Source organism: Photobacterium malacitanum (genome assembly GCF_900185615.1).
Taxonomy (GTDB): domain Bacteria; phylum Pseudomonadota; class Gammaproteobacteria; order Enterobacterales; family Vibrionaceae; genus Photobacterium; species Photobacterium malacitanum.
Genome location: NZ_FYAK01000005.1, coordinates 17,885 through 40,947, shown reverse-complemented (window position 1 = coordinate 40,947; position 23,063 = coordinate 17,885). Strand labels below are relative to the sequence as shown.

The 23,063-nt window shown below is 42.6% G+C and carries 20 protein-coding genes; 18 read left to right on the top strand and 2 right to left on the bottom strand.

Going from position 1 to position 23,063, the window contains the following annotated elements; all coding sequences use genetic code 11:
- Positions 1 to 209: 209 nt before the first annotated feature.
- Together PMAL9190_RS12390 and PMAL9190_RS12385 are read left to right on the top strand one after the other, a co-directional pair.
- The gene (locus PMAL9190_RS12390) at positions 210 to 470 is read left to right on the top strand and encodes an FAD assembly factor SdhE (RefSeq protein WP_087845474.1); all 261 of its coding nucleotides are present in this window, start codon (positions 210 to 212) and stop codon (positions 468 to 470) included.
- On the top strand, positions 439 to 885 hold the full coding sequence (locus PMAL9190_RS12385; protein ID WP_306341467.1) for a protein YgfX: 447 nt from the start codon (positions 439 to 441) through the stop codon (positions 883 to 885). The genes PMAL9190_RS12390 and PMAL9190_RS12385 overlap by 32 nt, the downstream gene beginning before the upstream one ends.
- 39 nt (positions 886 to 924) lie before the next feature.
- Here PMAL9190_RS12385 and nadB read toward each other — a convergent pair whose 3' ends face one another.
- On the bottom strand, positions 925 to 2,541 hold the full coding sequence (gene nadB / locus PMAL9190_RS12380) for an L-aspartate oxidase (protein ID WP_087845472.1): 1,617 nt from the start codon (positions 2,539 to 2,541) through the stop codon (positions 925 to 927).
- 517 nt (positions 2,542 to 3,058) lie between these two features.
- Here nadB and rpoE point away from each other — a divergent pair.
- From rpoE to acpS, 11 genes are all read left to right on the top strand, one after another.
- Positions 3,059 to 3,637 carry an RNA polymerase sigma factor RpoE gene (rpoE, locus tag PMAL9190_RS12375; RefSeq protein WP_087845471.1) on the top strand — a complete coding sequence of 193 codons (579 nt, stop codon included), beginning with the start codon at positions 3,059 to 3,061 and terminating at the stop codon, positions 3,635 to 3,637.
- A gap of 26 nt (positions 3,638 to 3,663) precedes the next feature.
- Complete coding sequence (locus tag PMAL9190_RS12370; protein WP_159458394.1) at positions 3,664 to 4,311, top strand: RseA family anti-sigma factor; 648 nt, start codon at positions 3,664 to 3,666, stop codon at positions 4,309 to 4,311.
- The gene (gene rseB, locus PMAL9190_RS12365; protein WP_087845469.1) at positions 4,311 to 5,297 is read left to right on the top strand and encodes a sigma-E factor regulatory protein RseB; all 987 of its coding nucleotides are present in this window, start codon (positions 4,311 to 4,313) and stop codon (positions 5,295 to 5,297) included. The genes PMAL9190_RS12370 and rseB overlap by 1 nt, the downstream gene beginning before the upstream one ends.
- Before the next feature lie 2 nt (positions 5,298 to 5,299).
- Positions 5,300 to 5,797, top strand: coding sequence for a SoxR reducing system RseC family protein (locus PMAL9190_RS12360; protein WP_087845468.1), 498 nt, complete (start codon positions 5,300 to 5,302; stop codon positions 5,795 to 5,797).
- 75 nt (positions 5,798 to 5,872) lie between these two features.
- A complete protein-coding gene (lepA, locus tag PMAL9190_RS12355) occupies positions 5,873 to 7,669 on the top strand; it encodes a translation elongation factor 4 (RefSeq protein ID WP_087845467.1) in 1,797 nt (598 codons plus the stop codon).
- 145 nt (positions 7,670 to 7,814) lie between these two features.
- The gene (gene lepB, locus PMAL9190_RS12350; RefSeq protein ID WP_087845466.1) at positions 7,815 to 8,714 is read left to right on the top strand and encodes a signal peptidase I; all 900 of its coding nucleotides are present in this window, start codon (positions 7,815 to 7,817) and stop codon (positions 8,712 to 8,714) included.
- Between the two features lie 10 nt (positions 8,715 to 8,724).
- Complete coding sequence (rnc, locus tag PMAL9190_RS12345; RefSeq protein ID WP_087845465.1) at positions 8,725 to 9,399, top strand: ribonuclease III; 675 nt, start codon at positions 8,725 to 8,727, stop codon at positions 9,397 to 9,399.
- Positions 9,396 to 10,301, top strand: a complete 906-nt coding sequence (era, locus tag PMAL9190_RS12340) for a GTPase Era (RefSeq protein WP_087845464.1) — start codon at positions 9,396 to 9,398, stop codon at positions 10,299 to 10,301. The genes rnc and era overlap by 4 nt, the downstream gene beginning before the upstream one ends.
- Positions 10,302 to 10,306: 5 nt before the next feature.
- Positions 10,307 to 11,020 carry a DNA repair protein RecO gene (recO, locus tag PMAL9190_RS12335; protein WP_200813422.1) on the top strand — a complete coding sequence of 238 codons (714 nt, stop codon included), beginning with the start codon at positions 10,307 to 10,309 and terminating at the stop codon, positions 11,018 to 11,020.
- Complete coding sequence (gene pdxJ, locus PMAL9190_RS12330) at positions 11,017 to 11,748, top strand: pyridoxine 5'-phosphate synthase (protein ID WP_087845462.1); 732 nt, start codon at positions 11,017 to 11,019, stop codon at positions 11,746 to 11,748. The genes recO and pdxJ overlap by 4 nt, the downstream gene beginning before the upstream one ends.
- On the top strand, positions 11,748 to 12,128 hold the full coding sequence (acpS, locus tag PMAL9190_RS12325; RefSeq protein ID WP_087845461.1) for a holo-ACP synthase: 381 nt from the start codon (positions 11,748 to 11,750) through the stop codon (positions 12,126 to 12,128). The genes pdxJ and acpS overlap by 1 nt, the downstream gene beginning before the upstream one ends.
- A 111-nt stretch (positions 12,129 to 12,239) precedes the next feature.
- Here acpS and barA read toward each other — a convergent pair whose 3' ends face one another.
- Positions 12,240 to 15,020, bottom strand: a complete 2,781-nt coding sequence (barA, locus tag PMAL9190_RS12320; RefSeq protein WP_087845460.1) for a two-component sensor histidine kinase BarA — start codon at positions 15,018 to 15,020, stop codon at positions 12,240 to 12,242.
- Positions 15,021 to 15,140: 120 nt separating this feature from the next.
- Here barA and rlmD point away from each other — a divergent pair, with 120 nt between their 5' ends.
- The 5 genes from rlmD (at position 15,141) to eno (ending at position 22,897) form a co-directional block, all read left to right on the top strand.
- On the top strand, positions 15,141 to 16,481 hold the full coding sequence (rlmD, locus tag PMAL9190_RS12315) for a 23S rRNA (uracil(1939)-C(5))-methyltransferase RlmD (protein WP_087845459.1): 1,341 nt from the start codon (positions 15,141 to 15,143) through the stop codon (positions 16,479 to 16,481).
- 48 nt (positions 16,482 to 16,529) lie between these two features.
- Positions 16,530 to 18,767 (top strand): GTP diphosphokinase, encoded by a 2,238-nt coding sequence (gene relA / locus PMAL9190_RS12310; RefSeq protein ID WP_087845458.1) that lies wholly within the window; start codon positions 16,530 to 16,532, stop codon positions 18,765 to 18,767.
- Positions 18,768 to 18,839: 72 nt separating this feature from the next.
- Entirely contained in the window at positions 18,840 to 19,649 is an 810-nt protein-coding gene (gene mazG, locus PMAL9190_RS12305; RefSeq protein WP_087845457.1) for a nucleoside triphosphate pyrophosphohydrolase, read from the top strand.
- A 222-nt stretch (positions 19,650 to 19,871) separates the two neighbouring features.
- Positions 19,872 to 21,512 carry a CTP synthase gene (gene pyrG / locus PMAL9190_RS12300; RefSeq protein WP_087845456.1) on the top strand — a complete coding sequence of 547 codons (1,641 nt, stop codon included), beginning with the start codon at positions 19,872 to 19,874 and terminating at the stop codon, positions 21,510 to 21,512.
- An 80-nt stretch (positions 21,513 to 21,592) separates the two neighbouring features.
- Positions 21,593 to 22,897 (top strand): phosphopyruvate hydratase, encoded by a 1,305-nt coding sequence (gene eno, locus PMAL9190_RS12295; RefSeq protein ID WP_087845455.1) that lies wholly within the window; start codon positions 21,593 to 21,595, stop codon positions 22,895 to 22,897.
- Positions 22,898 to 23,063 lie beyond the last annotated feature (166 nt).

Below are 23,063 nucleotides of genomic sequence, written 5' to 3'. Positions count from 1 at the left end.
AACTGAACAAAATAATTAACCATGGTAATGCGCTGGGTTAATTTGCTGTTTTTATTGATGGTCATTATGGTGGGCTAGGTCTCATCTTGAACGATTGTTTGTGTTGGCACATGGTTGTTATTGAGTACGACTGTTACTATCTTTATTCTGGAAATACGCCAAGTATTCAATTATCAGTGAGCCAATAGCCACGTACATAGAGGTTATATATGTTAGGTGCAGAAGAGAAAGCACGTGTTAAATGGGCATGTCGTCGTGGCATGTTGGAATTAGACGTATTGGTGATGCCATTTTTTGAAGAATGTTTTGATGATCTATCGGAGCAGCAGCAACGTGATTTTATTTCTCTGCTAACCTGTGATGATCCTGATTTATTTAAATGGATGATGCAGCACGGTCGTAGTGATAATCCTGCTCATGCGATGATGGTCGATAAGATTGTTGCCCACAACAACAGCAAGCTACGTTGATTTAGCACTTCATTTATCCCCGCGCCTGAACACTGCACTGAGTCGATGTTACTTTGGTGCAGTGCTACTGATGTTTACAGTCCCACCGGTCTTTTGGCCATTGAGTTATTTTTTTGCCGAAATGTTAGTGTTTGAATGGCAACGGATACAGCACCATTATTTGCGTCAGCAAGGGCCATTACGTCTCTATAGTGATGGTAATCTACGCTGGTGTGAGCAAGCGGGTAAAATTGTAGCAGTGAAAGTAGTCACGCGGTGGTTAGTGATATTGTCGATAGCACATCAGCGTAATCAATGGCTGATTATCTGCTGTGATAGTTGTGATGCTGCAAGTTATCGGTGCTTAAAAATGTCGCTGCATTTAGGACTTTTAAAGCCAGCTGCAGACAATAACGATGATGCTAACGAGCATTAGTATCATCGTATTGTTGAGCGATGACTTATTTCAGCGCGATTAGTAATTATTAGGCACTAAAATGGTGGCAGTTGCTTGTTCATCTAAATCTGGATAATCAAGGGTGTAGTGTAATCCTCGACTTTCTTTGCGCGCCATTGCACAACGTACTATCAGCTCTGCAACTTGTAATAAATTACGCAGTTCAAGCAAGTTATTTGAAACTCGAAAATGGCAATAATACTCATCAATTTCGTGTTTAAGTAATTCAATGCGGTTCATTGCCCGCTCTAAACGTTTGGTTGAACGCACAATGCCAACGTAATCCCACATAAATAGTCGTAATTCATGCCAGTTATGTTGAATCACCACTTCTTCATCGGAATTAGTCACTTTACTGTCATCCCAAAATGGCAGCTGTTGTGGCTGTAAGATAGTGTTAAATTGGCGCTCAATATCTTGTGCTGCTGACCATGCATAAACCACGCACTCAAGTAATGAATTAGAAGCCATGCGGTTGGCGCCATGAAGGCCGGTATAGCTGACTTCACCAATAGCATATAACCCGTCAATATCAGTTTTACCTGATTTATCCACCATCACTCCGCCACAGGTATAATGTGCAGCAGGCACAATTGGAATCATATCTTGAGTGATATCAATCCCGTAACTCTGCAGTTTTTCAGCAATGGTTGGAAAGTGACTGGTGATGAAGTCAGCTGGTTTATGGCTAATGTCGAGATACATGCAGTCGGCGCCTAAACGCTTCATTTCGTAATCAATCGCACGCGCAACCACATCACGAGGCGCCAGTTCTGCACGTTCATCAAAATCAACCATAAAGCGGCTACCATCTGGACGACGTAAATACGCGCCTTCTCCCCGTAGAGCTTCACTTAACAAAAAGGATTGAGCTTTAGGGTGGAATAGACAAGTGGGGTGAAATTGATTAAATTCGAGATTAGCAACACGACAACCTGCGCGCCATGCCATTGCAATACCATCACCTGATGACACATCAGGATTTGAGGTGTATTGGTAGACTTTTGATGCGCCACCAGTGGCTAATACCACAAACTTGGCTGCAAGGGTTTCAACACATTCTTTGTCGCGGTTCCAGACATAAGCACCTAAAGCGCGATTGGTGTCTGCTTGCGGATTGATTTTTTTCTCGGTGATTAAATCAAGCGCATTATGGCGTTCAAGAATGGTGATATTGGGATGGTTACGGGCTTGTTCTTGGAGTGAGGTTTGCATTGCCATACCGGTGGCATCTGCGGCATGAAGAATGCGACGATGACTGTGGCCACCTTCTAAGGTCAGGTGGTAGCGGGGATCGTCATCAGAATCAGATTCTTCACGATCAAAAGGTACACCGCCATCAATTAACCATTGCACACACTGCTTGGCGTTTTCAGCGATAAACTGGACTACATTTTGGTCACAAAGGTGAGCTCCGGCAATTAAGGTATCTTCAACATGGGATGCAATACTGTCTGATTCATCAAAAACGGCGGCAATACCTCCCTGAGCGTAATAGGTTGCGCCTTCACTAAGGGGGCCTTTGCATAAAATAGTCACTTTACCGAGGTGGGCTAAATGCAGTGCCAGTGATAGTCCTGCTGCACCACTACCAATGACTAAAATATCGCTATCGTGTTGATGAGGCTGGTTCATAATGATTGCATGTCCATGTGATAATCTTATTTCATGCTATCAAATTTGTTATAAAAAGACATATTTGTTTGGGATTGAGTAAACAAAATATCATTAAGCTACGGTGGTTTAGCTATGTTATTGTTAAATGTTAGTGCGCTAACCGCTTCATACCATTGTGATTATTTTGCTTTTTTCAGTCACAGATCCTCGTTAGTATGATTATTTGAGGTAAAATGACTGCTGTTATTCTTTCTTCCCTGATTTCGTTATCAGTAATAACTAAACGTTAACGAAAGGGTAAATTATTTTATTGGCGGTGGAACTTTGCCATTATCCATCGGTCTTATGTAGTGCTCATGCTTATAAATATTTCATAAATCAGTGTTTTATTTACGGTGAGACTAACGCTTATAGTGGCAGGATAATCTAAATAAACCGTTGTGTATCAATACCGACTCGATACCATTATTGGTCTATTTTGTCGTGAGATGTATGCAATATTACTAAACAGTTAGACATGGGAGTAAACGCTCGAATGAGCGAGCAGCACACTGATCAGGTATTAATTGAGCGAGTACAGCGGGGAGATAAGCAAGCATTCAACCTTTTGGTTATTAAATACCAGAATAAAGTTTGTAACCTTGTTTCACGTTATGTTAGCAATTCTGGTGATGTGCCAGATGTCGCTCAAGAAGCGTTTATTAAAGCTTATCGCGCCTTACCAACATTCCGTGGTGAAAGTGCTTTTTATACATGGCTTTACCGTATCGCTGTTAATACCGCAAAAAATTATTTAGTTGCTCAGGGGCGTCGTCCGCCAGCATTTGATGTTGATGCTGAAGATGCGGAATATTATGAAAGTGGAAATGCGCTTAAAGAAATATCGAACCCTGAGAACCAAATGTTGTCTGAGGAACTGAAGCGAGTTGTTTTTAGTACGATTGAATCACTACCTGACGATCTTAAAACAGCGATTTCATTGCGTGAACTGGATGGTCTAAGCTATGAAGAAATCGCTGAAATAATGGGATGTCCTGTAGGTACAGTTCGCTCACGTATATTCCGTGCACGAGAGACCGTTGAAAAACGTATACGTCCTCTTATGCAGCAATAACAATGTTGCACCAAACGGTGGAAAAAATGGCTGATAAAGAAAAAATTTCGGCATTGCTAGATGGCGAAGATTTGGATCAGAGCATTATCAATGCGCTGACCGTTGACAAAGATAGCGAGCAAAGCTGGCATGACTTCAACCTCATTGGTGATGTCATGCGTGGTGATGTGCCGCAATGCAAACAATGGAATATTGCAGAAAATGTCGCGTTAGCGCTAGAAGCTGAACCAGCCCATACCGGGGCTGTTGTTACTCATGCTGAGGCTGTTGTTGAGCCGATTATTATTCAAGAACAACCGACCCCATTTAAAGCTAAGCGGACATTGCCTGCTTGGTTATCCCAGTTTGGTCAGGTTGCGATGGCAGCATGTGTATCATTAGCGGTAATTGTTGGTGTTCAACAATATGATGGTAATGGTAGTAACCTTACTACAACCACCAGTAATGATGTGCCAGTATTACAAACAATTCCATTTACAGGTAAAGCTGAACCTGTGAGCTTAAATACCAATATGGTCGATAATAATCAGACGCCGTCTGAATCACAGTTAATGGAACAACGACGTCGAATAAATTCGATGTTACAAGATTATGAATTGCAGCTTCGGTTCAATGCTGAAGACGGCAGTATCGATAATTCACGATTACATACTAATAATTCTGTGGCGGATTAATGAAAAAAATTCTGGTCGGTGCTCTTGCATTGGTCAGCCTGTTATTGCCACTCCAAGCCTCTGCTGAAGCGGTTAAACCTTCAACAGAGGCTTTGTTGCATCAAATGGGCCAAGCCAGTCGAGATCTTAGTTATGAGATGTCTTACATTTGGGTAAAGAAAAATAGCATTGACACTTTGCGTTATCGACATGCATTAGAGAATGGTCAAAGCTATGGTCATTTGTTGTTCCTCAGTGGGCCGCCACAAGAGGTGATTCAACGTGGTGATGAAGTTAGCTATTTTGAGCCAGGACTCGATCCTTTTACGATTAAAAGTAATAAGATGGTCGCGCCAATATTGCCATTGATGAAAGCCAATATAGATAAACTGGCGCATTTTTATGATTTCATTGCCATGGGACGCGCACGTGAAGCGGGTGTTGCCTGTGATGTGGTTCGAATCGCGCCTAAAGATGGTAATCGTTATTCTTACTTATTGTGGATAGATCAATCGACTCATTTGGTGATGCGAGCAGATTTACTCGATCGCGATGGTGATTTATTAGAGCAATTTCGCGTGGTTTCTTTTGCGGTGAATCCTAAAGTTGCTGAAATGCTGAGTAAGCTCGATCAAGTTAAATTGCCCGCCGTGGTACAATTACCGCAACAGCCACAGAAAAAACTGCAATGGACCGTTAATTGGTTACCAAATGGCTTTACATTAATTGCAGGTAATCGCCATCGACTGCTGCTGACAGAGCGCGCTGTTGAAAGTCGTATGTACAGTGATGGTTTATTTAGTTTTTCTGTCTATGTTTCAGATGTCGATAATTTCGTTGGCCGTGGTCAATTGGTTCGCCAAGGGCGGCGGACACTAATTACTCGCGTTGATGGCAATAAAGAAATTACAGTGGTCGGTGATATTCCGCCACAAACAGCACGACAAATTGCAGAAAGCGTAACCTTTGATAAAATTAAACCAGAGGTTACCCCTACGAGTAAATAATCATGATGAGAACATTAGCGACAGTCGTCGCTGTTGATAGTGGCCATATAACGGTAAGTTGTCAGCAACAAACAAGTTGTGGTCATTGTGCTTCACGCGATAGTTGCGGCACAGGTATTGTTAGTAAAGCAATACCTGGGCGTTCTCATAAGATCACTATCGACACCAATGAAAACGTAACCCTTGGACAAGTGGTTGAAATTGGCTTGTCGGAGCGTAGTATGCTCAGCTCAGCATTATTGGTTTATATGCTGCCATTGCTATTTTTAGTTGGTGGCAGTTTACTTGGCCAGTATTTATTTGTTGATCTGGCAGCCAGTAATCAGCTTGGTGTTATTGTATCCGCTGTCGTTGCTACCACCATCGGATTACTGATTGCGAGGCATTACGCGAAGCGATTAGATGGGGATGCAGCCTATAAACCAAGCCTTATTCGAGTGCTAGGGCTACCTATTTCAGCAGATAAGCTGATAAATGCCGCATCGAAAGATAGCGAGTAGCGTTTAAATTCGGTAGAATCCGTCCACTTGATCTTAAGATCCCATTCATTTTAATCACGAGCAGTCACGCCATTCATGAAGCACATTCGTAACTTTTCGATTATCGCACATATCGACCATGGTAAGTCGACCTTATCCGACCGTCTAATTCAAGTCTGTGGCGGCCTTTCTGATCGAGAAATGGCTGCGCAGGTTTTAGATTCAATGGATCTTGAACGCGAACGCGGTATCACTATTAAAGCTCAGAGCGTAACGCTCGATTACACGGCTAAAGATGGTGAAACTTATCAACTAAACTTTATCGACACACCAGGACACGTTGACTTTTCGTATGAAGTATCGCGTTCACTTGCAGCCTGTGAAGGTGCATTGCTGGTGGTTGATGCGGGCCAGGGCGTAGAAGCTCAGACTTTAGCAAACTGTTACACAGCGATGGAAATGGACTTAGAAGTCGTGCCGATTTTAAATAAAATCGACCTGCCTGCTGCCGAACCTGAGCGTGTAGCTGAAGAAATTGAAGACATCGTTGGTATTGATGCTATTGATGCTGTGCGCTGTTCAGCAAAAACAGGTGTCGGCGTTGACGAAGTTTTAGAAAAAATCGTTGAAGCAATTCCTGCACCTGAAGGTGATCCGGATGCGCCACTACAAGCACTAATTATTGACTCATGGTTTGATAATTACTTAGGTGTTGTTTCTTTAGTTCGTATCAAGAACGGTAAACTAAAGAAAAATGACAAGATCAAAGTAATGACGACGGGTCAAGTTTGGGGTGTTGACCGTATTGGTATTTTCACACCGAAGCAAATTGATACCACTGAGCTAAATACTGGCGAAGTTGGTTGGGTTGTTTGTGGTATTAAAGACATTCTAGGCGCACCTGTGGGTGATACCTTAACGCTAGCGAAAGGTGGCTGTGAAGTTGCATTGCCTGGCTTTAAAAAGGTAAAACCACAAGTTTATGCAGGTTTGTTCCCAGTATCATCTGATGACTACGAGAACTTCCGTGATGCATTGGGTAAATTAAGCCTAAACGATGCGTCATTGTTCTATGAACCAGAAAGCTCATCAGCACTTGGCTTTGGCTTCCGTTGTGGTTTCTTGGGTATGCTCCACATGGAGATTATTCAAGAGCGTCTAGAGCGTGAATATGATCTGAACTTAATTACTACGGCACCAACAGTAGTATATGAAGTGAAGAAAAATGACGGTTCGATACTGTACGTAGATAGCCCAGCTAAATTACCTGCTGTAAATGATATTGATGTTATTGGTGAGCCAATTGCTCGCTGTAATATTTTGGTACCAAGCGAGTACTTAGGTAACGTAATTACTCTATGTATTGAAAAGCGTGGTATTCAGATTGATATGGTTTATCACGGTAATCAAGTTGCACTGACATATGATATTCCGATGTCAGAAGTGGTACTGGATTTCTTTGACCGTTTGAAATCAACCTCGCGTGGTTATGCATCGCTAGATTATAATTTCCAACGTTACCAAGAATCAGACATGGTACGCGTGGATATTCTGCTAAATGGTGAGCGTGTTGACGCCTTAGCAATCATTACTCACAAAGAAAACTCACAGACTCGCGGTCGTGATGTTGTTGAGAAAATGAAAGAATTTATTCCTCGTCAAATGTTTGATATTGCAATTCAAGCAGCCATTGGTGGCCATATCATTGCACGTTCAACTGTGAAGCAATTACGTAAAAACGTAATCGCGAAATGTTATGGTGGCGATATTAGTCGTAAGAAGAAGCTACTACAGAAACAGAAAGACGGTAAGAAACGCATGAAGCAGATTGGTAATGTTGAATTGCCACAAGAAGCTTTCCTAGCGATTCTTCATGTGGGCAAAGATAAGTAGTAAGCTTTCTTTGTTTATAACAGTCTAGATATGATCAGGAAGTGCTTATTTAATCCGTTAAATAGCACTTTCTTTGACTTAGGCGTTTGCAGTAGAGTCAATCAACTAACTGTTGCTGTTAGTTGTATTAAACCTAAGGGATAACATGGCAAATACATTTTCAATAATATTGGTCTTAGCGACAATTTTTACCGGTATTATTTGGGCTCTAGATAAGTTTCTATGGGCACCCAAACGACAATTAAAAATTGCAGCTGCAGCAGAAAAAGCTGGTGGCCAAGTTGATGCAGAGGTACTTGCACGTGTTGCTCCTCAACCGAGTTGGGTTGAATCAGCAAGTTCAATGTTCCCTGTCATTGCATTGATCATGATATTCCGTTCATTTATTTATGAACCGTTTCAAATTCCGTCAAAATCAATGTTACCAACCCTGTATGTTGGTGATTTCATTCTCGTTCAAAAGTTTGCTTATGGACTTCGAGATCCTGTTTTTGACCATAAATTCTTAAACACAGGTGAGCCTAAACGTGGTGATGTGATTGTATTCCGTTACCCGCCAAACCCAAAAATTGATTACATTAAACGTGTAATAGGTTTACCTGGTGATATGATTCGTTATAGCGCCGACAAACAACTATGCATTCAGCCTAAAGGCACCTCTGTTTGTAAGCCAGTTAAATTAACAAATATGAAAGACAGCGACTTTACTCAAGGTATGGCGCGTCTGATTGAGTTTAATGAACATCTTGGTGATGTAAATCATCATATTTTGATCAACCCATTGCGACGTGATAACCGTATGGCTTACGTACCTCGCCCAGGGATCGGTGAGTGGGTTGTACCAAAAGGTGAGTATTTTGTTATGGGTGACAACCGTGACAATAGTGCTGATAGTCGTTACTGGGGCTTTGTACCAGAAGCGAATTTAGTCGGCAAGGCGGTAGCTATTTGGATGAGCTTTGATTTCGATCGCAAGCCTGATAGTTTACTTCCATCTTGGATCCCTACCGGTGTACGTTTTGAGCGTATAGGTAGCATTAAATAATCGAGAGAAAATGACAACTCCAGCGAATAGGCTTCAGCGCAAGCTGGGCTACCAATTTAACAATTGTGAGTTGATGACATTAGCACTGACACATCGCAGTGCTAATGGCACCCACAATGAGCGCCTAGAATTTCTAGGCGACTCTATTTTAAGTTTTGTTGTTGCTGATGACTTATATCACCGTTTTCCTACTGTGGATGAAGGTGATATGAGCCGAATGCGTGCAACACTAGTCCGTGGTAAGACATTGGCTGAGTTAGGACGTGAGTTCGAGCTAGGCGACTACTTACTATTAGGTCCAGGTGAACTGAAAAGCGGCGGTTTCCGTCGTGATTCGATTCTGGCTGACTGTGTTGAAGCAATCATTGGCGCGGTTTATCTAGATAGTGATGTTGAGACTGTGCGTCAAGTCGTATTGGCTTGGTATCAATCACGTCTTGATACAATTGAACCTGGCATCAACCAAAAAGATCCTAAAACACGCTTGCAAGAGTGTCTTCAAGGTCGCCGTTTACCCTTACCGTCGTATACTGTAATTAAGGTACAAGGTGAAGCTCATAACCAAGAATTCACCGTACAGTGTGATGTTTCAGGTATGGATGAACCTGTTATCGGTAAAGGCGGCAGTCGGCGCAAGGCAGAGCAGGCAGCAGCAGAAATTGCACTTAACCAGTTGGAATCATGACAGATAAACAACATTGTGGCTTTATTGCCATTGTTGGTCGACCGAATGTCGGTAAATCAACCTTGCTTAACCGTTTAGTGGGACAGAAGCTATCTATAACTTCTCGTAAACCACAAACCACGCGCCACCGCATTATGGGTGTAGACACACGTGACGGCTATCAAGCGGTGTATGTGGACACACCTGGATTGCACATTGAAGAAAAGCGTGTGATTAACCGTTTAATGAACCGTGCAGCAAGCAGTTCATTAACCGATGTCGAATTAGTGTTATTTCTTGTAGATGGCACAGTGTGGACAGCGGATGATGAGATGGTACTGAATAAGCTTATTAAAAGTGAGCTACCAACAGTATTGCTGATCAACAAAGTCGACAACATTAAAGAAAAGCATGAGTTATTTCCGCATTTGCAGGAATTAGCGAACAAAATGCCATTTGTTGATGTGGTACCTATTTCTGCAAAGAAGGGGACTAACGTTGATACAATTGAAAAAATTGTTCGTGAACATTTACCTGAGTGTGATTACTACTTTCCTGAAGAGTATGTAACGGATCGTTCACAGCGCTTTATGGCGTCTGAAATTATTCGTGAAAAACTCATGCGCTTTACCGGTGAAGAATTACCGTATTCAGTGACAGTTGAAATCGAGCGTTTTGATTTTAACCCTGAAACCAACGGTTTTGATATCAACGGTTTGATTCTGGTTGAGCGTCAAGGTCAGAAGAAAATGGTGATCGGTAAAGGCGGCGATAAGATCAAAGTCATTGGCCGTGAAGCCCGTTTAGATATGGAAGACCTATTTGAACGTAAAGTGTATTTAGAGCTTTGGGTTAAAGTTAAATCAGGTTGGGCAGATGACGAACGTGCACTGCGCAGCTTAGGTTACATTGACGATCTATAAGGAACATAATGGAGGGCCTACAGCGCTGTTTCGTCCTTCATTCTCGCCATTATAGTGAGACGAGCCTGATCCTTGACGTGTTTAGCGAGGATCAGGGCCGTCTTACCCTACTTGCAAAAGGCGCGCGTCGTAAGCGTTCTAACCTCAAAGGAACCTTGCAACCCTTCACACCATTGTTTATGAAATGGAGTGGTAAAGGAAGCATGCCTGTTCTTACTCATGCTGAGCCGATCAGTATTGGGCTGCCGTTGCGCAGCTATATTTTATATTCCGCGATGTACGTTAATGAAGTCTTAGCGCGAGTATTAGAAAACCATACCCCTTATCCAGTGCTGTTTCTTGATTATTTGAATGTGTTGCGTGAGCTGGCACAAGCGGATAATCCAGAGCCCGCATTGCGTCGTTTTGAACTCGCCTTATTACATCATCTTGGTTACGGTGTCGATTTTTTGCATTGTGCCGGCAGTGGTTTAGCGGTCGACGATCATATGACCTATAACTACCGCGAACAATTAGGATTTATTGCTTCAATAAAAATCAGCCAATTGACTTTTCGTGGTAATGAATTGAAAGCCATTGCAGCAAGGTGTTTTGAAACCCCTGAACAACTTCGAGCTGCGAAACGCTTTACACGCATAGCCTTAAAGCCGTATCTTGGTTCAAAACCACTAAAAAGTCGGGAATTATTTATTCCTAGAGCAAGGAGCATCGGAAAATGAGTAACATTCTACTGGGTGTCAATATTGATCATATCGCAACATTACGTAATGCTCGTGGCACACGATACCCTGATCCTGTTCATGCTGCAGAAGTGGCAGAACGTGCAGGTGCAGATGGTATTACGGTGCATTTGCGTGAAGATCGTCGTCATATCAATGATCGTGATGTGCGCATCTTACGCGAAACATTACAAACGCGGATGAATCTAGAAATGGCCGTTACCGATGAGATGGTAGCGATTGCTTTAGAAACTCAACCTCAATATGTCTGTCTAGTACCGGAAAAACGTGCAGAGTTGACGACCGAAGGTGGTTTAGATGTCGCTGGGCAATGTGACAAAATTACCGCAGCCACTGCAGCATTAGCCGCAGCAGGGATTAAGGTGTCATTGTTTATTGATGCCGATAAACGCCAGATTGATGCGGCACTTGCAACTGGCGCACCATTTATTGAGTTACATACTGGCCATTATGCCGATGCAACCACAGAAGAACAGCAAGCGGCTGAACTTGAAAAAATAGCGGTTGCTGCGACTTATGCGGCAAGCTTAGGTATTAAAGTTAATGCGGGTCATGGTTTAACTTACCATAACGTTAAAGCTATTGCCGCGTTACCTGAACTGTATGAACTTAATATTGGCCATTCTATTATGGGACGAGCAATGTTTGATGGCCTAGAGAAAGCGGTTGCTGATATGCGTTTATTGATGCAGGAAGCGCGTAGCTAATGGCTATCTTAGGTTTAGGGACTGATATTGTTGAAATCGAGCGGATTGAAAAAGTCCTTTCTCGTAGCGGTGATGGTTTTGCTGAGCGGGTGTTATCAGCCTCTGAACTTGAACAATATTACCGGTTAAAGTTACGCGCCCGTTTTGTAGCAAAGCGCTTTGCTGTTAAAGAAGCAGCATCTAAAGCCTTGGGTACAGGTATTGCTTGCGGCGTTTCTTTTCAAGATTTTAGTGTCAGTAATGATGAACGCGGTAAGCCGATGGTGACTTTTTCAGGTCAAGCATTAGTGTTGTTAACAGCAATGGGAGGCCAACATGTGCACCTGACGATTGCTGATGAACGGCGTTATGCTGTCGCAACCGTTATTATTGAGCATTAAGCTAAAGTTAATCGCGGTAATAAAAAAACGCTAGCTGATAAAGCTAGCGTTTTTTTATCACTGTTGATAACGATAACGTGATGCCATTATGTTGTATTAAACAACAGCTGGTTAATGGCGGTATTGTTTGGATGCTTTAACGACATTATCCATTTCATCGATCAACTCAAGCAGCTCCGGTTCAATATCTGCCATTATCGCATTGGCTTTTAATTCGCTTTCAATTGTATGACAGAGGTATTTTAGTCGTGGAACACCGCTGTAAGCACAACTACCATGTAATTTATGGATTGACGGCCATAGTTCAACCGCTTTTCCATCGAGGGCTTCATTGACCAGTAATTCGACCTCTGGCATGTAATCAAGCAACATCTGTAACATATCTCGCGCTAGATCTTGTTTGCCTGCCGCTTGTTTTAGTGCCAGTGACCAATCAAAACTAATGCTATTATCGATAGCTGGTGGCGCGGCTAACGCGGGTTGATTCGCTTTGCTAGCGACGGGAGTGATGAGCGGTGTGCCTGAATGGTGACTTGGCGTGATCCACTTCGCTAGAATTTGTTGCAAAATATGCTCTTCAATTGGCTTGGTGAGGTAATCATCCATACCAGCATCAATTAACCGCTCGCGTTCTCCAGCCATAGCATGAGCCGTAACCGCGATAATTGGCGTGGTATGGTTAAGCTGGGTTTTATGGATCTCTTGGCAAGCGGTCACGCCATCCATTTCAGGCATTTGAATATCCATAAAGATCAGATCAAATGCTTTTTGGTGGGCATATTCGACTGCTTTTTTACCCCCCGTTGCGGTAATGACGGTTTCAACACGCTCGCCAAGTAAAGCTGAAATTAGTTTTAAGTTGGCTGGGTTATCATCGACTGCCATCACCGTTAATGGTTGCACGGGTTCTTGTGGTGGCGCAAATACCGCTAATTCTGGTTCGTTATTTTCATCATTGTTATCACACAACGCTTCAAATAATTTACGTGATGCGATCGGTTTGCCAAGGCAGAGCTCGACTCCGGTGTTGGTGAGTTTTTCAGACAGAGCTAGCTCGGTGGTGGGTAAGCACACCAGTACCTTGTCGGCGATTTGTTCGGCTTTGAAGACATGATCAAACAGTACTGCCGTTGGTGGTTGCTCACTTGGCGATAAACACAATAAGGCAAAATCATGATGCTCAACGTCATCTGGCATGGTTGAGCGGTAAGTGACATGAACACCGGCGTTAATGAGTCGCTGTTGTACGACTGAAGCGGCCTGCATATTAGGCTCAATCAGTAATAACTTTTTCCCCATCAGTGATGAAGTATCAATTAATTGCGATACCGGTAAATCGGTTTTATGCATGCGAATGCTAAACCAGAAGGTTGACCCCTGATGGAGACGACTGGTTAAGCTGACTTGGCCACCCATTTGACTGACTAGTTTCTGAGTGATCACCAAACCTAAACCTGTGCCGCCATAACGACGTGATATGCTGGCATCAGCCTGACTAAAGGCTTGGAATAATTGTGCTTGTTGGCGCTCTGAAATACCAATACCGGTATCACGCACCATAAATTGCAGTTCAATATTATTGTCATGCTCAGATTTAAGCTCAACGGAGACATCAATATTACCGGTTTCAGTAAATTTAACCGCATTACCAATTAAGTTGGTGACAACTTGTTGAATACGTAGTGGATCACCAATTAGGCCTGGTGGAATACGGGTATCGATTTTAAGGGTTAATTCTAAGCCTTTTTCATGTGCACTTGGTGCCAATAAGCGCATTACATCATCAAGGGCGTCAGTGAAATCAAATGGAATATTTTCCAGTAATAATTTGCCAGCTTCCAGTTTTGAGAAATCCAAAATATCATTGATGATGGTGAGGAGGTTATTGGCTGAATTCTCAATCGTTAACAGATAATCTTGCTGATTGGTATTAAGCTTGGTTTTGAGCATTTGGCGAGTAAAGCCAATCACACCATTGAGGGGGGTGCGTAATTCGTGCGACATATTGGCCAAGAATTCAGATTTCACCCGTGCTGCTTCTTGAGCGCGTTTTTTGGCGATATCTAACTCGACGTTCTGAATTTCAAGTTGCTCTAAGGTTTCGCGTAAATCAGACGTTGCCTGATCAATACTTTGCTGCATTTCAATATGGTATTCCGAGAGCGAGATTGCCATCGCATTGATACCGTTTTTAAGGGTATCAAGTTCACCTAATAATTGGCCTTCGATACGAATATCAAGATGACCGCGGCGAATTCTATCAACCACACTGATCATATGAGAAATCGGGCGAGTAACATCCTGCATTAATCGATATGCAAACAGTGACGATAAACTTAAGCCAAGTAATAGCACCATTAAGGCGGTAAACACTTCTTGATATTGGTGTAATCGTAATGAGCTTAAATCGAGCTCTATGGCAATATAGCCCAGAGGTTTGCCTAATGAGTTAGCACCAGTATTGGTTCCAAATTGGCCTTCGGTCAAAATGGGGGTGCGTAAAATAAGGGTGTTATCGTTGAGCTGGGTATCTAATAATCGCGGAATAGGCTTGTCATCGGGATACATAAATGAGGCAAAATTGCGATGGAAGTTAGAGGTCGCAAATATTTTATTATGATCAGTAAATACCGCAATGCTACGAATAATATCGGAGTGCTTGCGATGGGTATAACCAATCAAACGTCGAATGGCCTCGCGATTTTTTTCGGTCATACCATATTCTGCCGAAATTGCTAACGGCTCAATAATACTTGTGCCGGTCGAAATCAATTGATGTTCGAGATCTTGATAGCGGCTCATGGTGAAAAAAGCGCTTAATAACAAGCCGATTATCAGTGTAGGTGCTAATGTCAGGGTAAAGACCCTGGCACGAAGTCCATATTTGGTCATGGTTCTCTTAATTACAAGCAAGCGATTCTGTGGGAGAATTAGTACCTATTTATATTCCTAGCTTAATTATACTAGGACTATGCAACAAATACTCAATGTCTGAACGGTGAGCAAAACACTATGGCACGCTTTTTTAAGCCTCAAAAACGTAAAACTGACACCAAACATAAAGAAATTACTATTAATCGCTTAGATCACCATGGCGCTGGTATTGGTCATCTAAACGGTAAATCTGTCTTTGTGGATGGTTTACTTCCTACTGAAACCGCAGTGGTACAGTTAACGGAAGATAAAAAAAATTACGCTCGTGCTAGAGTGATTAAACGCCTTTCAGACAGTAATGCCCGTATTAAACCCCATTGTGCGATCTATGACCAGTGTGGTGGCTGTAATTTGCAGCATTTATCGCATCAAGGTCAAGTGATAGCTAAACAACAAGTACTGACCGAGTTAATGGCAAAGTTTGCGGTAATCGATCCAGCACACTGCATTCAACAGCCGCCAATTATCAGTCAAGCTTGGCATTATCGTCGTTGTGCTCGAGTTGCGGTTCGCGTCGAAAATAATGGTCAGCTACAGTTTGGTTTCCGTAAAAAGCAGAGTAATGACATTGTTGATGTAAGTGCATGTCCAGTACTGGCACAGCCATTGAATGAACTATTACTGCCTTTGCGCGAGTTATTGCAAAGCCTCAAGGGGCGTCGCTTTGTGGGGCATATTGAATTAACCGCTGCGGATAATGGCCGCGTGGTGTTAATTCGCCATCTTGCTCCTTTTAATGCCGACGATAGCGCGTTAATTCAAGCCTTTGCTATTAAGCACGATATCATGCTGTTTTTGGCACCAGAAACGGATGAACTAATCCACAGTTATGGTGACCAACCTTATTATAATATAGAGGGGCTTAAACTGACCTTTTCACCAAAAGACTTTATTCAGGTCAATGGTGATGTAAATCGCCAAATGGTTGCTCAAGCGATTAAATGGCTCGATGTTCAGCCTCAAGATAGGGTGTTAGATTTATTCTGTGGTTTAGGTAACTTTAGTTTACCGATGGCTCAGGGGGCTAAAGCTGTTGTCGGTGTTGAAGGCATTGATGAAATGGTATTACGTGCCACCGCGAATGCTCAAGCCAATGCGCTACACAATGCCACTTTTTATCAGGCTAATTTAGAACAAGATGTGACGAAATTAGTGTGGGCGCAAGAGCAATTTGATAAAATTTTATTAGATCCTGCGCGTGCTGGAGCTGCAGGGGTAATGGAGCATGTGGTTAAACTTGCCCCCAATAAAGTAGTGTATGTTTCATGCAATCCAGCCACATTGGCGCGTGACAGCCAAGTGCTATTGCAACAAGGTTATCAGTTAGAGCGTCTTGGTATGCTGGATATGTTCCCTCATACCGGGCATTTAGAATCAATGGCACTATTTGTAAAGGTTCAAAAAAAGCAGAAAAAATAGCAACAGCAATTACATTTATTGCCATTCAATAGTAAACAGGATAGAAACATGGTCGCAGTACGTGGAGCACATCTAAAAGAAAACACGGCATTTGAGCTCGCCTCATGGGTCGAAAGTTTACGCTTAGATGTAAAAACGTTTGGACGTTTAGAAGGAACTTACCTGCGTTGTCAGGAACTCATTGTTGATCAGGAAAATGGTGCGCTATTGTTATGGCGTGGTCGTGAAATGGTCGAGATTCTGGTAACGCTCAGCATGGATACCGATACCTTAATATCGGCAATGCTATATCCATTAGTTGAAGCGGGTTGTTATAGCCATGAACAAGTAAAAGAAGACTACAACGCCAATATTCTGCACTTGGTGCAGGGGGTTGAGCAAATGTGTGCCATTAGCCAGCTTAAATCGACCGCAGAAGAAGCAGCGCAATCTGCACAAGTTGATAGCATTCGACGAATGCTGCTCTCAATGGTTGATGACTTCCGTTGTGTGGTTATCAAGCTGGCTGAGCGGATTTGCAATTTACGTGAAGTTAAAAACGAACCCGATGCTGTACGTCGTGTAGCGGCTCAAGAGTGTGCCAATATTTACGCGCCGCTAGCCAACAGGCTAGGTATTGGACAGTTGAAATGGGAAATTGAAGATTATGCATTCCGTTATCAACATCCAGATGTGTACAAGCAAATAGCTAAACAGCTTTCAGAGCGTCGTATTGATCGTGAAGATTACATCACTCACTTTGTGGATGATTTATCTGAAGCGATGCAGGCATCAAATATTCGTGCTGAAGTGCAAGGTCGACCAAAGCATATCTACAGTATTTGGCGCAAAATGCAGAAGAAGAGTTTAGAGTTTGATGAGCTGTTTGATGTGCGTGCGGTACGTATTGTGGCGGAAGAACTGCAAGATTGTTATGCCGCATTAGGGGTGGTGCACACTAAATATCGTCATCTACCGAAAGAATTTGATGACTATGTTGCTAACCCTAAGCCTAACGGTTATCAGTCTATTCATACGGTTGTGCTTGGTCCTGAAGGTAAAACGATTGAGATTCAGATTCGTACCAAGCAAATGCATGAAGAATCAGAGCTTGGCGTGGCAGCGCACTGGAAATACAAAGAAGGACCAGCGGCTTCTGGCGGTGCTCAGTCTGCGTATGATGAAAAAATAAATTGGCTGCGTAAATTACTGGTATGGCAGGAAGAAATGTCAGATTCTGGTGAGATGCTTGATGAGCTTCGTAGCCAAGTGTTTGATGATCGTGTCTATGCCTTTACCCCTAAAGGTGATGTGGTTGACTTGCCGTCTAATGCGACACCGTTAGATTTTGCTTATCATATTCACTCTGAAGTGGGACATCGCTGCATTGGTGCCAAAGTAGAAGGCCGTATTGTGCCGTTTACTTATCATTTGCAGATGGGTGATCAAGTTGAAATTATCACTCAAAAAGAACCTAATCCTTCTCGCGATTGGCTTAACCCTAATCAGGGGTTTGTGACTTCAAGTCGTGCTCGTGCAAAAGTAAATGCTTGGTTCCGTAAGCAAGATCGCGATAAAAATATTATTGCAGGTAAAGAGATCCTTGAGGCTGAACTTACAAAAATTAATGCGACCTTAAAAGATGCTCACTCTTATGCCAGCAAGCGTTTTAATGTTAATTCGCCGGAAGAGCTCTACGCAGGTATTGGTAGTGGTGATTTGCGTATTAACCAGATTATCAATCACATTAATGCGTTAATTAACAAACCAACCGCAGAAGAAGAAGATCAACAACTGCTAGATAAGTTATCTGAGGCCAGTAATAAAGCTGCCCAGCATGCCAAAAAACCACGCCGTGATTCGGTGGTGGTTGAAGGCGTTGATAACCTAATGACCCATTTAGCACGTTGTTGTCAGCCGATTCCTGGTGATGATATTCAAGGCTTTGTCACTCAAGGGCGTGGTATTTCCGTTCACCGTCATGATTGTGAACAACTAGAAGAACTGCGTCACCATGCACCAGAACGTATTATTGATACGGTTTGGGGCGGTGGCTTTGTCGGTAATTATACTATCACTGTACGAGTGACTGCGTCAGAGCGTAATGGCTTGCTGAAAGAGCTCACCAACACCTTAATGAATGAGAAAGTTAAAGTGGCTGGTATGAAGAGCCGCGTTGATTATAAAAAGCAAATGTCGATCATGGACTTTGAGCTTGAGTTAACCGACTTAGATGTACTAAGTCGCGTATTGAGTCGTATTGAGCAAGTAAAAGATGTAGCTCAAGCTAAACGTTTATACGGCTAACGATGATAGACCACATCAACCACAGAAATAGGTAGCTTCGGCTACCTATTTTTTTACATAAGGAAGACAATAATGACCAACAACACAGCCGTTGATATCGATAGTTTATTAAAAATCATGGCCCAGTTGCGCGATCCTCAACAAGGTTGCCCATGGGATTTAAAACAAAACTTTGATTCAATCGTTCCTTACACCATTGAAGAAGCCTATGAAGTAGCGGATGCGATAGAGCAAAAAAACTGGGGCGATGTTAAGGAAGAGCTTGGCGACTTATTATTTCAAGTGGTGTTTTATAGCCAATTAGCCCAAGAGCAAGGCTTGTTTGATTTTAATGATGTGGTTGCTGGTATTAGTGACAAACTCACTCGTCGTCATCCCCATGTTTTTGGTGAGGCTGAATTTGCTGATGAAACAGCAGTAAAGCAAAACTGGGAAGCAGAAAAAGCCAAAGAGCGCGCTGAAAAGGCACAAGACGAGAGTTTACTTGCCAATATTCCGTTGGCGTTACCCGCCCTGACGCGAGCCAATAAAATTCAGCAGCGTTGTGCTAGTCAAGGTTTTGATTGGGACAGTTTAGGTCCTGTGGTTGAGAAAGTACAAGAAGAGTTGGATGAAGTGATGGCTGAGGTGATTCAAACGCCGCAACAGCAGCATAAGATCACAGAAGAAATGGGAGATTTACTGTTTTCAGTGGTAAATTTAAGCCGTCATCTTGATGTAAAGCCTGAACATGCACTTCAACAAGCCAATAAAAAATTTGAGCGACGGTTTCGCCAAGTAGAAAAAAATGTGCTACAACAAGGTAAGTCTTTAGAGCAATGTTCACTAACTGAGCTAGATCTTGAGTGGAATAGAGTAAAGCAGTATGAATGCAAAAAATAACTATTCCCATTGGAAATAGTTATGCTATAAATGCATGAAAACTTAGTGGTCAAAAGCAGCGAAATGGGGTGAAAATTAGGCGTAAATCACTTCCTTGATTTGAGACAAAAAAAATCTTAGGGGGGTGTGATAGTTTTCACGTTGTGGCGATAAATGGTGTCTGGTATACTAATTTCCCGTCCAGATACACTTTATCCTCTACACCAATCTTCCAGGTTTAACATGACAACGAATTATATTTTTGTGACGGGCGGAGTAGTATCCTCTCTAGGTAAAGGCATTGCTGCAGCATCTTTGGCAGCTATTCTAGAAGCACGTGGTCTTAATGTGACCATGATGAAATTAGACCCTTACATTAACGTTGATCCAGGCACAATGAGCCCTACTCAGCATGGTGAAGTATTCGTTACGGAAGACGGTGCAGAGACTGATCTTGATTTAGGTCACTACGAGCGCTTTATACGCACCAAAATGACTAAGCGTAATAACTTTACTGCTGGTCGTATATACGCCGATGTTCTACGTAAAGAACGTCGTGGTGATTACCTAGGTGCAACGATTCAGGTTATTCCACATATCACCAACGAAATTAAAGATCGTGTGATTGCTGGTGCTGCGGGTCATGATATCGCGATTGTTGAAGTCGGCGGTACGGTAGGTGATATTGAATCACTACCATTTATGGAAGCTATTCGTCAGCTTGCAGTACAACAAGGTCGTGAAAACACCATGTTTATGCACTTGACGCTAGTACCTTACCTTGCTGCTGCTGGTGAAGTAAAAACTAAGCCAACACAACACTCAGTAAAAGAATTACTTTCTATCGGTATTCAACCAGATATTTTGGTTTGCCGTAGTGATCGTGTTATTCCTGCTAACGAGCGCGCAAAGATTGCGTTGTTCTGTAACGTGCAAGAAAAAGCGGTTATCTCAATGAAAGATGTAGATTCAATCTACAAAATCCCACAGCTTATTAAGGCACAAGGCCTTGATGACTTAGTATGTAAGCGTTTTGGTATTACTGCACCAGAAGCTGATCTGTCTGAGTGGGAACAAGTTATTTATGAAGAAGCTAACCCTACTGCTGAAGTGACTATCGGTATGGTTGGTAAGTACATTGAATTACCTGATGCTTATAAGTCAGTTAACGAAGCACTTAAGCACGCTGGTTTGAAAAACCGTATTTCAGTACAAATTAAATACATCGATTCTCAAGATGTTGAGTCGAAAGGTACAGATGTACTTGCAGGTCTAGATGCAATCTTAGTACCTGGTGGCTTTGGTCATCGTGGTGTTGAAGGCAAGATTCTGACGGCTCAATATGCACGTGAAAACAACATTCCTTATTTAGGTATTTGTTTAGGTATGCAAGTCGCATTAATTGAATTTGCTCGTAACGTAGCAAACATGGCGGATGCACACTCAACAGAATTTAACGCTGAAACTAAACACCCAGTGGTTGGCTTGATCACTGAGTGGGTTGATGGCGACGGTAACATTGAAGAGCGTACTGAAAAATCTGATCTTGGCGGTACAATGCGCCTTGGTTCTCAGTTATGTCACCTTCAAGATGGTTCAAAAGCACGTGAATTATACGCACAAGCGTCAATCCATGAGCGCCATCGTCACCGTTACGAAGTTAATAACAACTTGCTACCTAAGTTAGAGAAAGCGGGTCTGAAAGTATCAGGTCTGTCTGCTGACAAGAAGCTCGTTGAAATTATTGAAATTCCGAACCATCCTTGGTTCGTTGCTGCACAGTTCCACCCAGAATTTACTTCAACACCTCGTGATGGACACCCATTATTTGAAGGTTTTGTAAAAGCTGCGGGTGTACATCACCGCGGTGAATCTGATAAGTAAGGATTACTGATAGCTGTAGCAGTAATCGCTGCAGCTATTTTATTTAGCTTTTAATTTGAAGATAAAGCAGAGGAAACACAATGTCTAAGATCGTTAAAGTTCTAGCTCGTGAAATCATTGACTCACGTGGTAACCCAACAATTGAAGCTGAAGTTCACCTAGAAGGTGGTTTCGTTGGTATGGCTGCTGCACCGTCTGGTGCTTCTACGGGTTCTCGTGAAGCTCTTGAGCTGCGTGATGGCGATAAATCTCGTTTCCTAGGTAAAGGTGTTCTTAAAGCTGTTGCTGCTGCAAACGGTCCAATCGCTGAAGTACTAATGGGTAAAGACGCGACTGATCAAGCTGCAATTGACCAACTAATGATCGACCTTGACGGTACTGAAAACAAATCTAACTTTGGTGCTAACGCAATCCTAGCTGTTTCTCTAGCTAACGCAAAAGCAGCTGCTGCATCTAAAGGCATGCCTTTATACGAGCACATTGCTGAGCTAAACGGTACAGCTGGTCAATTCTCTATGCCTCTACCTATGATGAACATCATCAACGGTGGTGAGCATGCAGATAACACTGTTGATATTCAAGAGTTCATGATTCAGCCAGTAGGTGCTAAGACACTTCGTGAAGCTGTACGTATGGGTTCTGAAGTATTCCACAGCCTAGCGAAAGTTCTTAAGTCTAAGGGCATGAGCACAGCTGTAGGTGACGAAGGTGGTTTCGCACCAAACCTTGAGTCAAACGAAGCTGCTCTTAAAGCGATTCAAGAAGCTGTTGAAGCTGCAGGTTACGAGCTAGGTACTGATATTACTCTAGCTATGGACTGTGCTGCTTCTGAGTTCTACAACAAAGAACAAGGCATCTACGACCTTAAAGGTGAAGGTAAGCAATTCACTTCAGAAGAGTTCAACTACTTCCTGAAAGATCTTACTGAGAAGTTCCCAGCTATCGTTTCTATCGAAGATGGTCTAGACGAATCAGATTGGACTGGCTTCAAGCACCAAACTGAACTACTAGGTGACAAGATTCAACTAGTAGGTGACGATCTATTCGTTACAAACACTAAGATCTTCGCTGAAGGTATTGAGAAAGGTATCACTAACTCAATCCTAATCAAGCTTAACCAAATCGGTTCTCTAACTGAAACTCTAGCTGCTATCAAGATGGCTAAAGACGCTGGTTACACTGCAGTTATCTCTCACCGTTCAGGCGAGACAGAAGACGCAACTATCGCTGATCTAGCGGTAGGTACAGCTGCAGGTCAAATCAAGACTGGTTCTATGAGCCGTTCTGACCGTGTTGCTAAGTACAACCAACTTATCCGTATCGAAGAAGCACTAGGTGAGCGTGCTGTTTTCAACGGTCTTAAAGAAGTTAAAGGCCAAGCTTAATTTTTAAGCTTATTATTGAGCTTGCTCAATTAGCCTGAATAAAACCGTCTCTTAGGAGGCGGTTTTTTTTTAAGTAAAAAAATGACTGTGCTACAAATATCGCTTAATAAATGATTTTTGGTTGATTTATCAGCAAAAATGACACCCAGCTAGCACTAGAACAACT

What these genes read in the sequence shown, in the direction of transcription:
- PMAL9190_RS12370 (WP_159458394.1), top strand. Translation starts at nt 3,664, where the DNA reads ATGGCTGATAAAGAAAAAATTTCGGCATTGCTAGATGGCGAAGATTTG.
- lepB (WP_087845466.1), top strand. Translation starts at nt 7,815, where the DNA reads ATGGCAAATACATTTTCAATAATATTGGTCTTAGCGACAATTTTTACC.
- PMAL9190_RS12360 (WP_087845468.1), top strand. Translation starts at nt 5,300, where the DNA reads ATGATGAGAACATTAGCGACAGTCGTCGCTGTTGATAGTGGCCATATA.
- rpoE (WP_087845471.1), top strand. Translation starts at nt 3,059, where the DNA reads ATGAGCGAGCAGCACACTGATCAGGTATTAATTGAGCGAGTACAGCGG.
- mazG (WP_087845457.1), top strand. Translation starts at nt 18,840, where the DNA reads ATGACCAACAACACAGCCGTTGATATCGATAGTTTATTAAAAATCATG.
- pyrG (WP_087845456.1), top strand. Translation starts at nt 19,872, where the DNA reads ATGACAACGAATTATATTTTTGTGACGGGCGGAGTAGTATCCTCTCTA.
- barA (WP_087845460.1), bottom strand. Translation starts at nt 15,020, where the DNA reads ATGACCAAATATGGACTTCGTGCCAGGGTCTTTACCCTGACATTAGCA.
- lepA (WP_087845467.1), top strand. Translation starts at nt 5,873, where the DNA reads ATGAAGCACATTCGTAACTTTTCGATTATCGCACATATCGACCATGGT.
- pdxJ (WP_087845462.1), top strand. Translation starts at nt 11,017, where the DNA reads ATGAGTAACATTCTACTGGGTGTCAATATTGATCATATCGCAACATTA.
- acpS (WP_087845461.1), top strand. Translation starts at nt 11,748, where the DNA reads ATGGCTATCTTAGGTTTAGGGACTGATATTGTTGAAATCGAGCGGATT.
- PMAL9190_RS12390 (WP_087845474.1), top strand. Translation starts at nt 210, where the DNA reads ATGTTAGGTGCAGAAGAGAAAGCACGTGTTAAATGGGCATGTCGTCGT.
- era (WP_087845464.1), top strand. Translation starts at nt 9,396, where the DNA reads ATGACAGATAAACAACATTGTGGCTTTATTGCCATTGTTGGTCGACCG.
- rlmD (WP_087845459.1), top strand. Translation starts at nt 15,141, where the DNA reads ATGGCACGCTTTTTTAAGCCTCAAAAACGTAAAACTGACACCAAACAT.
- rseB (WP_087845469.1), top strand. Translation starts at nt 4,311, where the DNA reads ATGAAAAAAATTCTGGTCGGTGCTCTTGCATTGGTCAGCCTGTTATTG.
- rnc (WP_087845465.1), top strand. Translation starts at nt 8,725, where the DNA reads ATGACAACTCCAGCGAATAGGCTTCAGCGCAAGCTGGGCTACCAATTT.
- eno (WP_087845455.1), top strand. Translation starts at nt 21,593, where the DNA reads ATGTCTAAGATCGTTAAAGTTCTAGCTCGTGAAATCATTGACTCACGT.
- relA (WP_087845458.1), top strand. Translation starts at nt 16,530, where the DNA reads ATGGTCGCAGTACGTGGAGCACATCTAAAAGAAAACACGGCATTTGAG.
- nadB (WP_087845472.1), bottom strand. Translation starts at nt 2,541, where the DNA reads ATGAACCAGCCTCATCAACACGATAGCGATATTTTAGTCATTGGTAGT.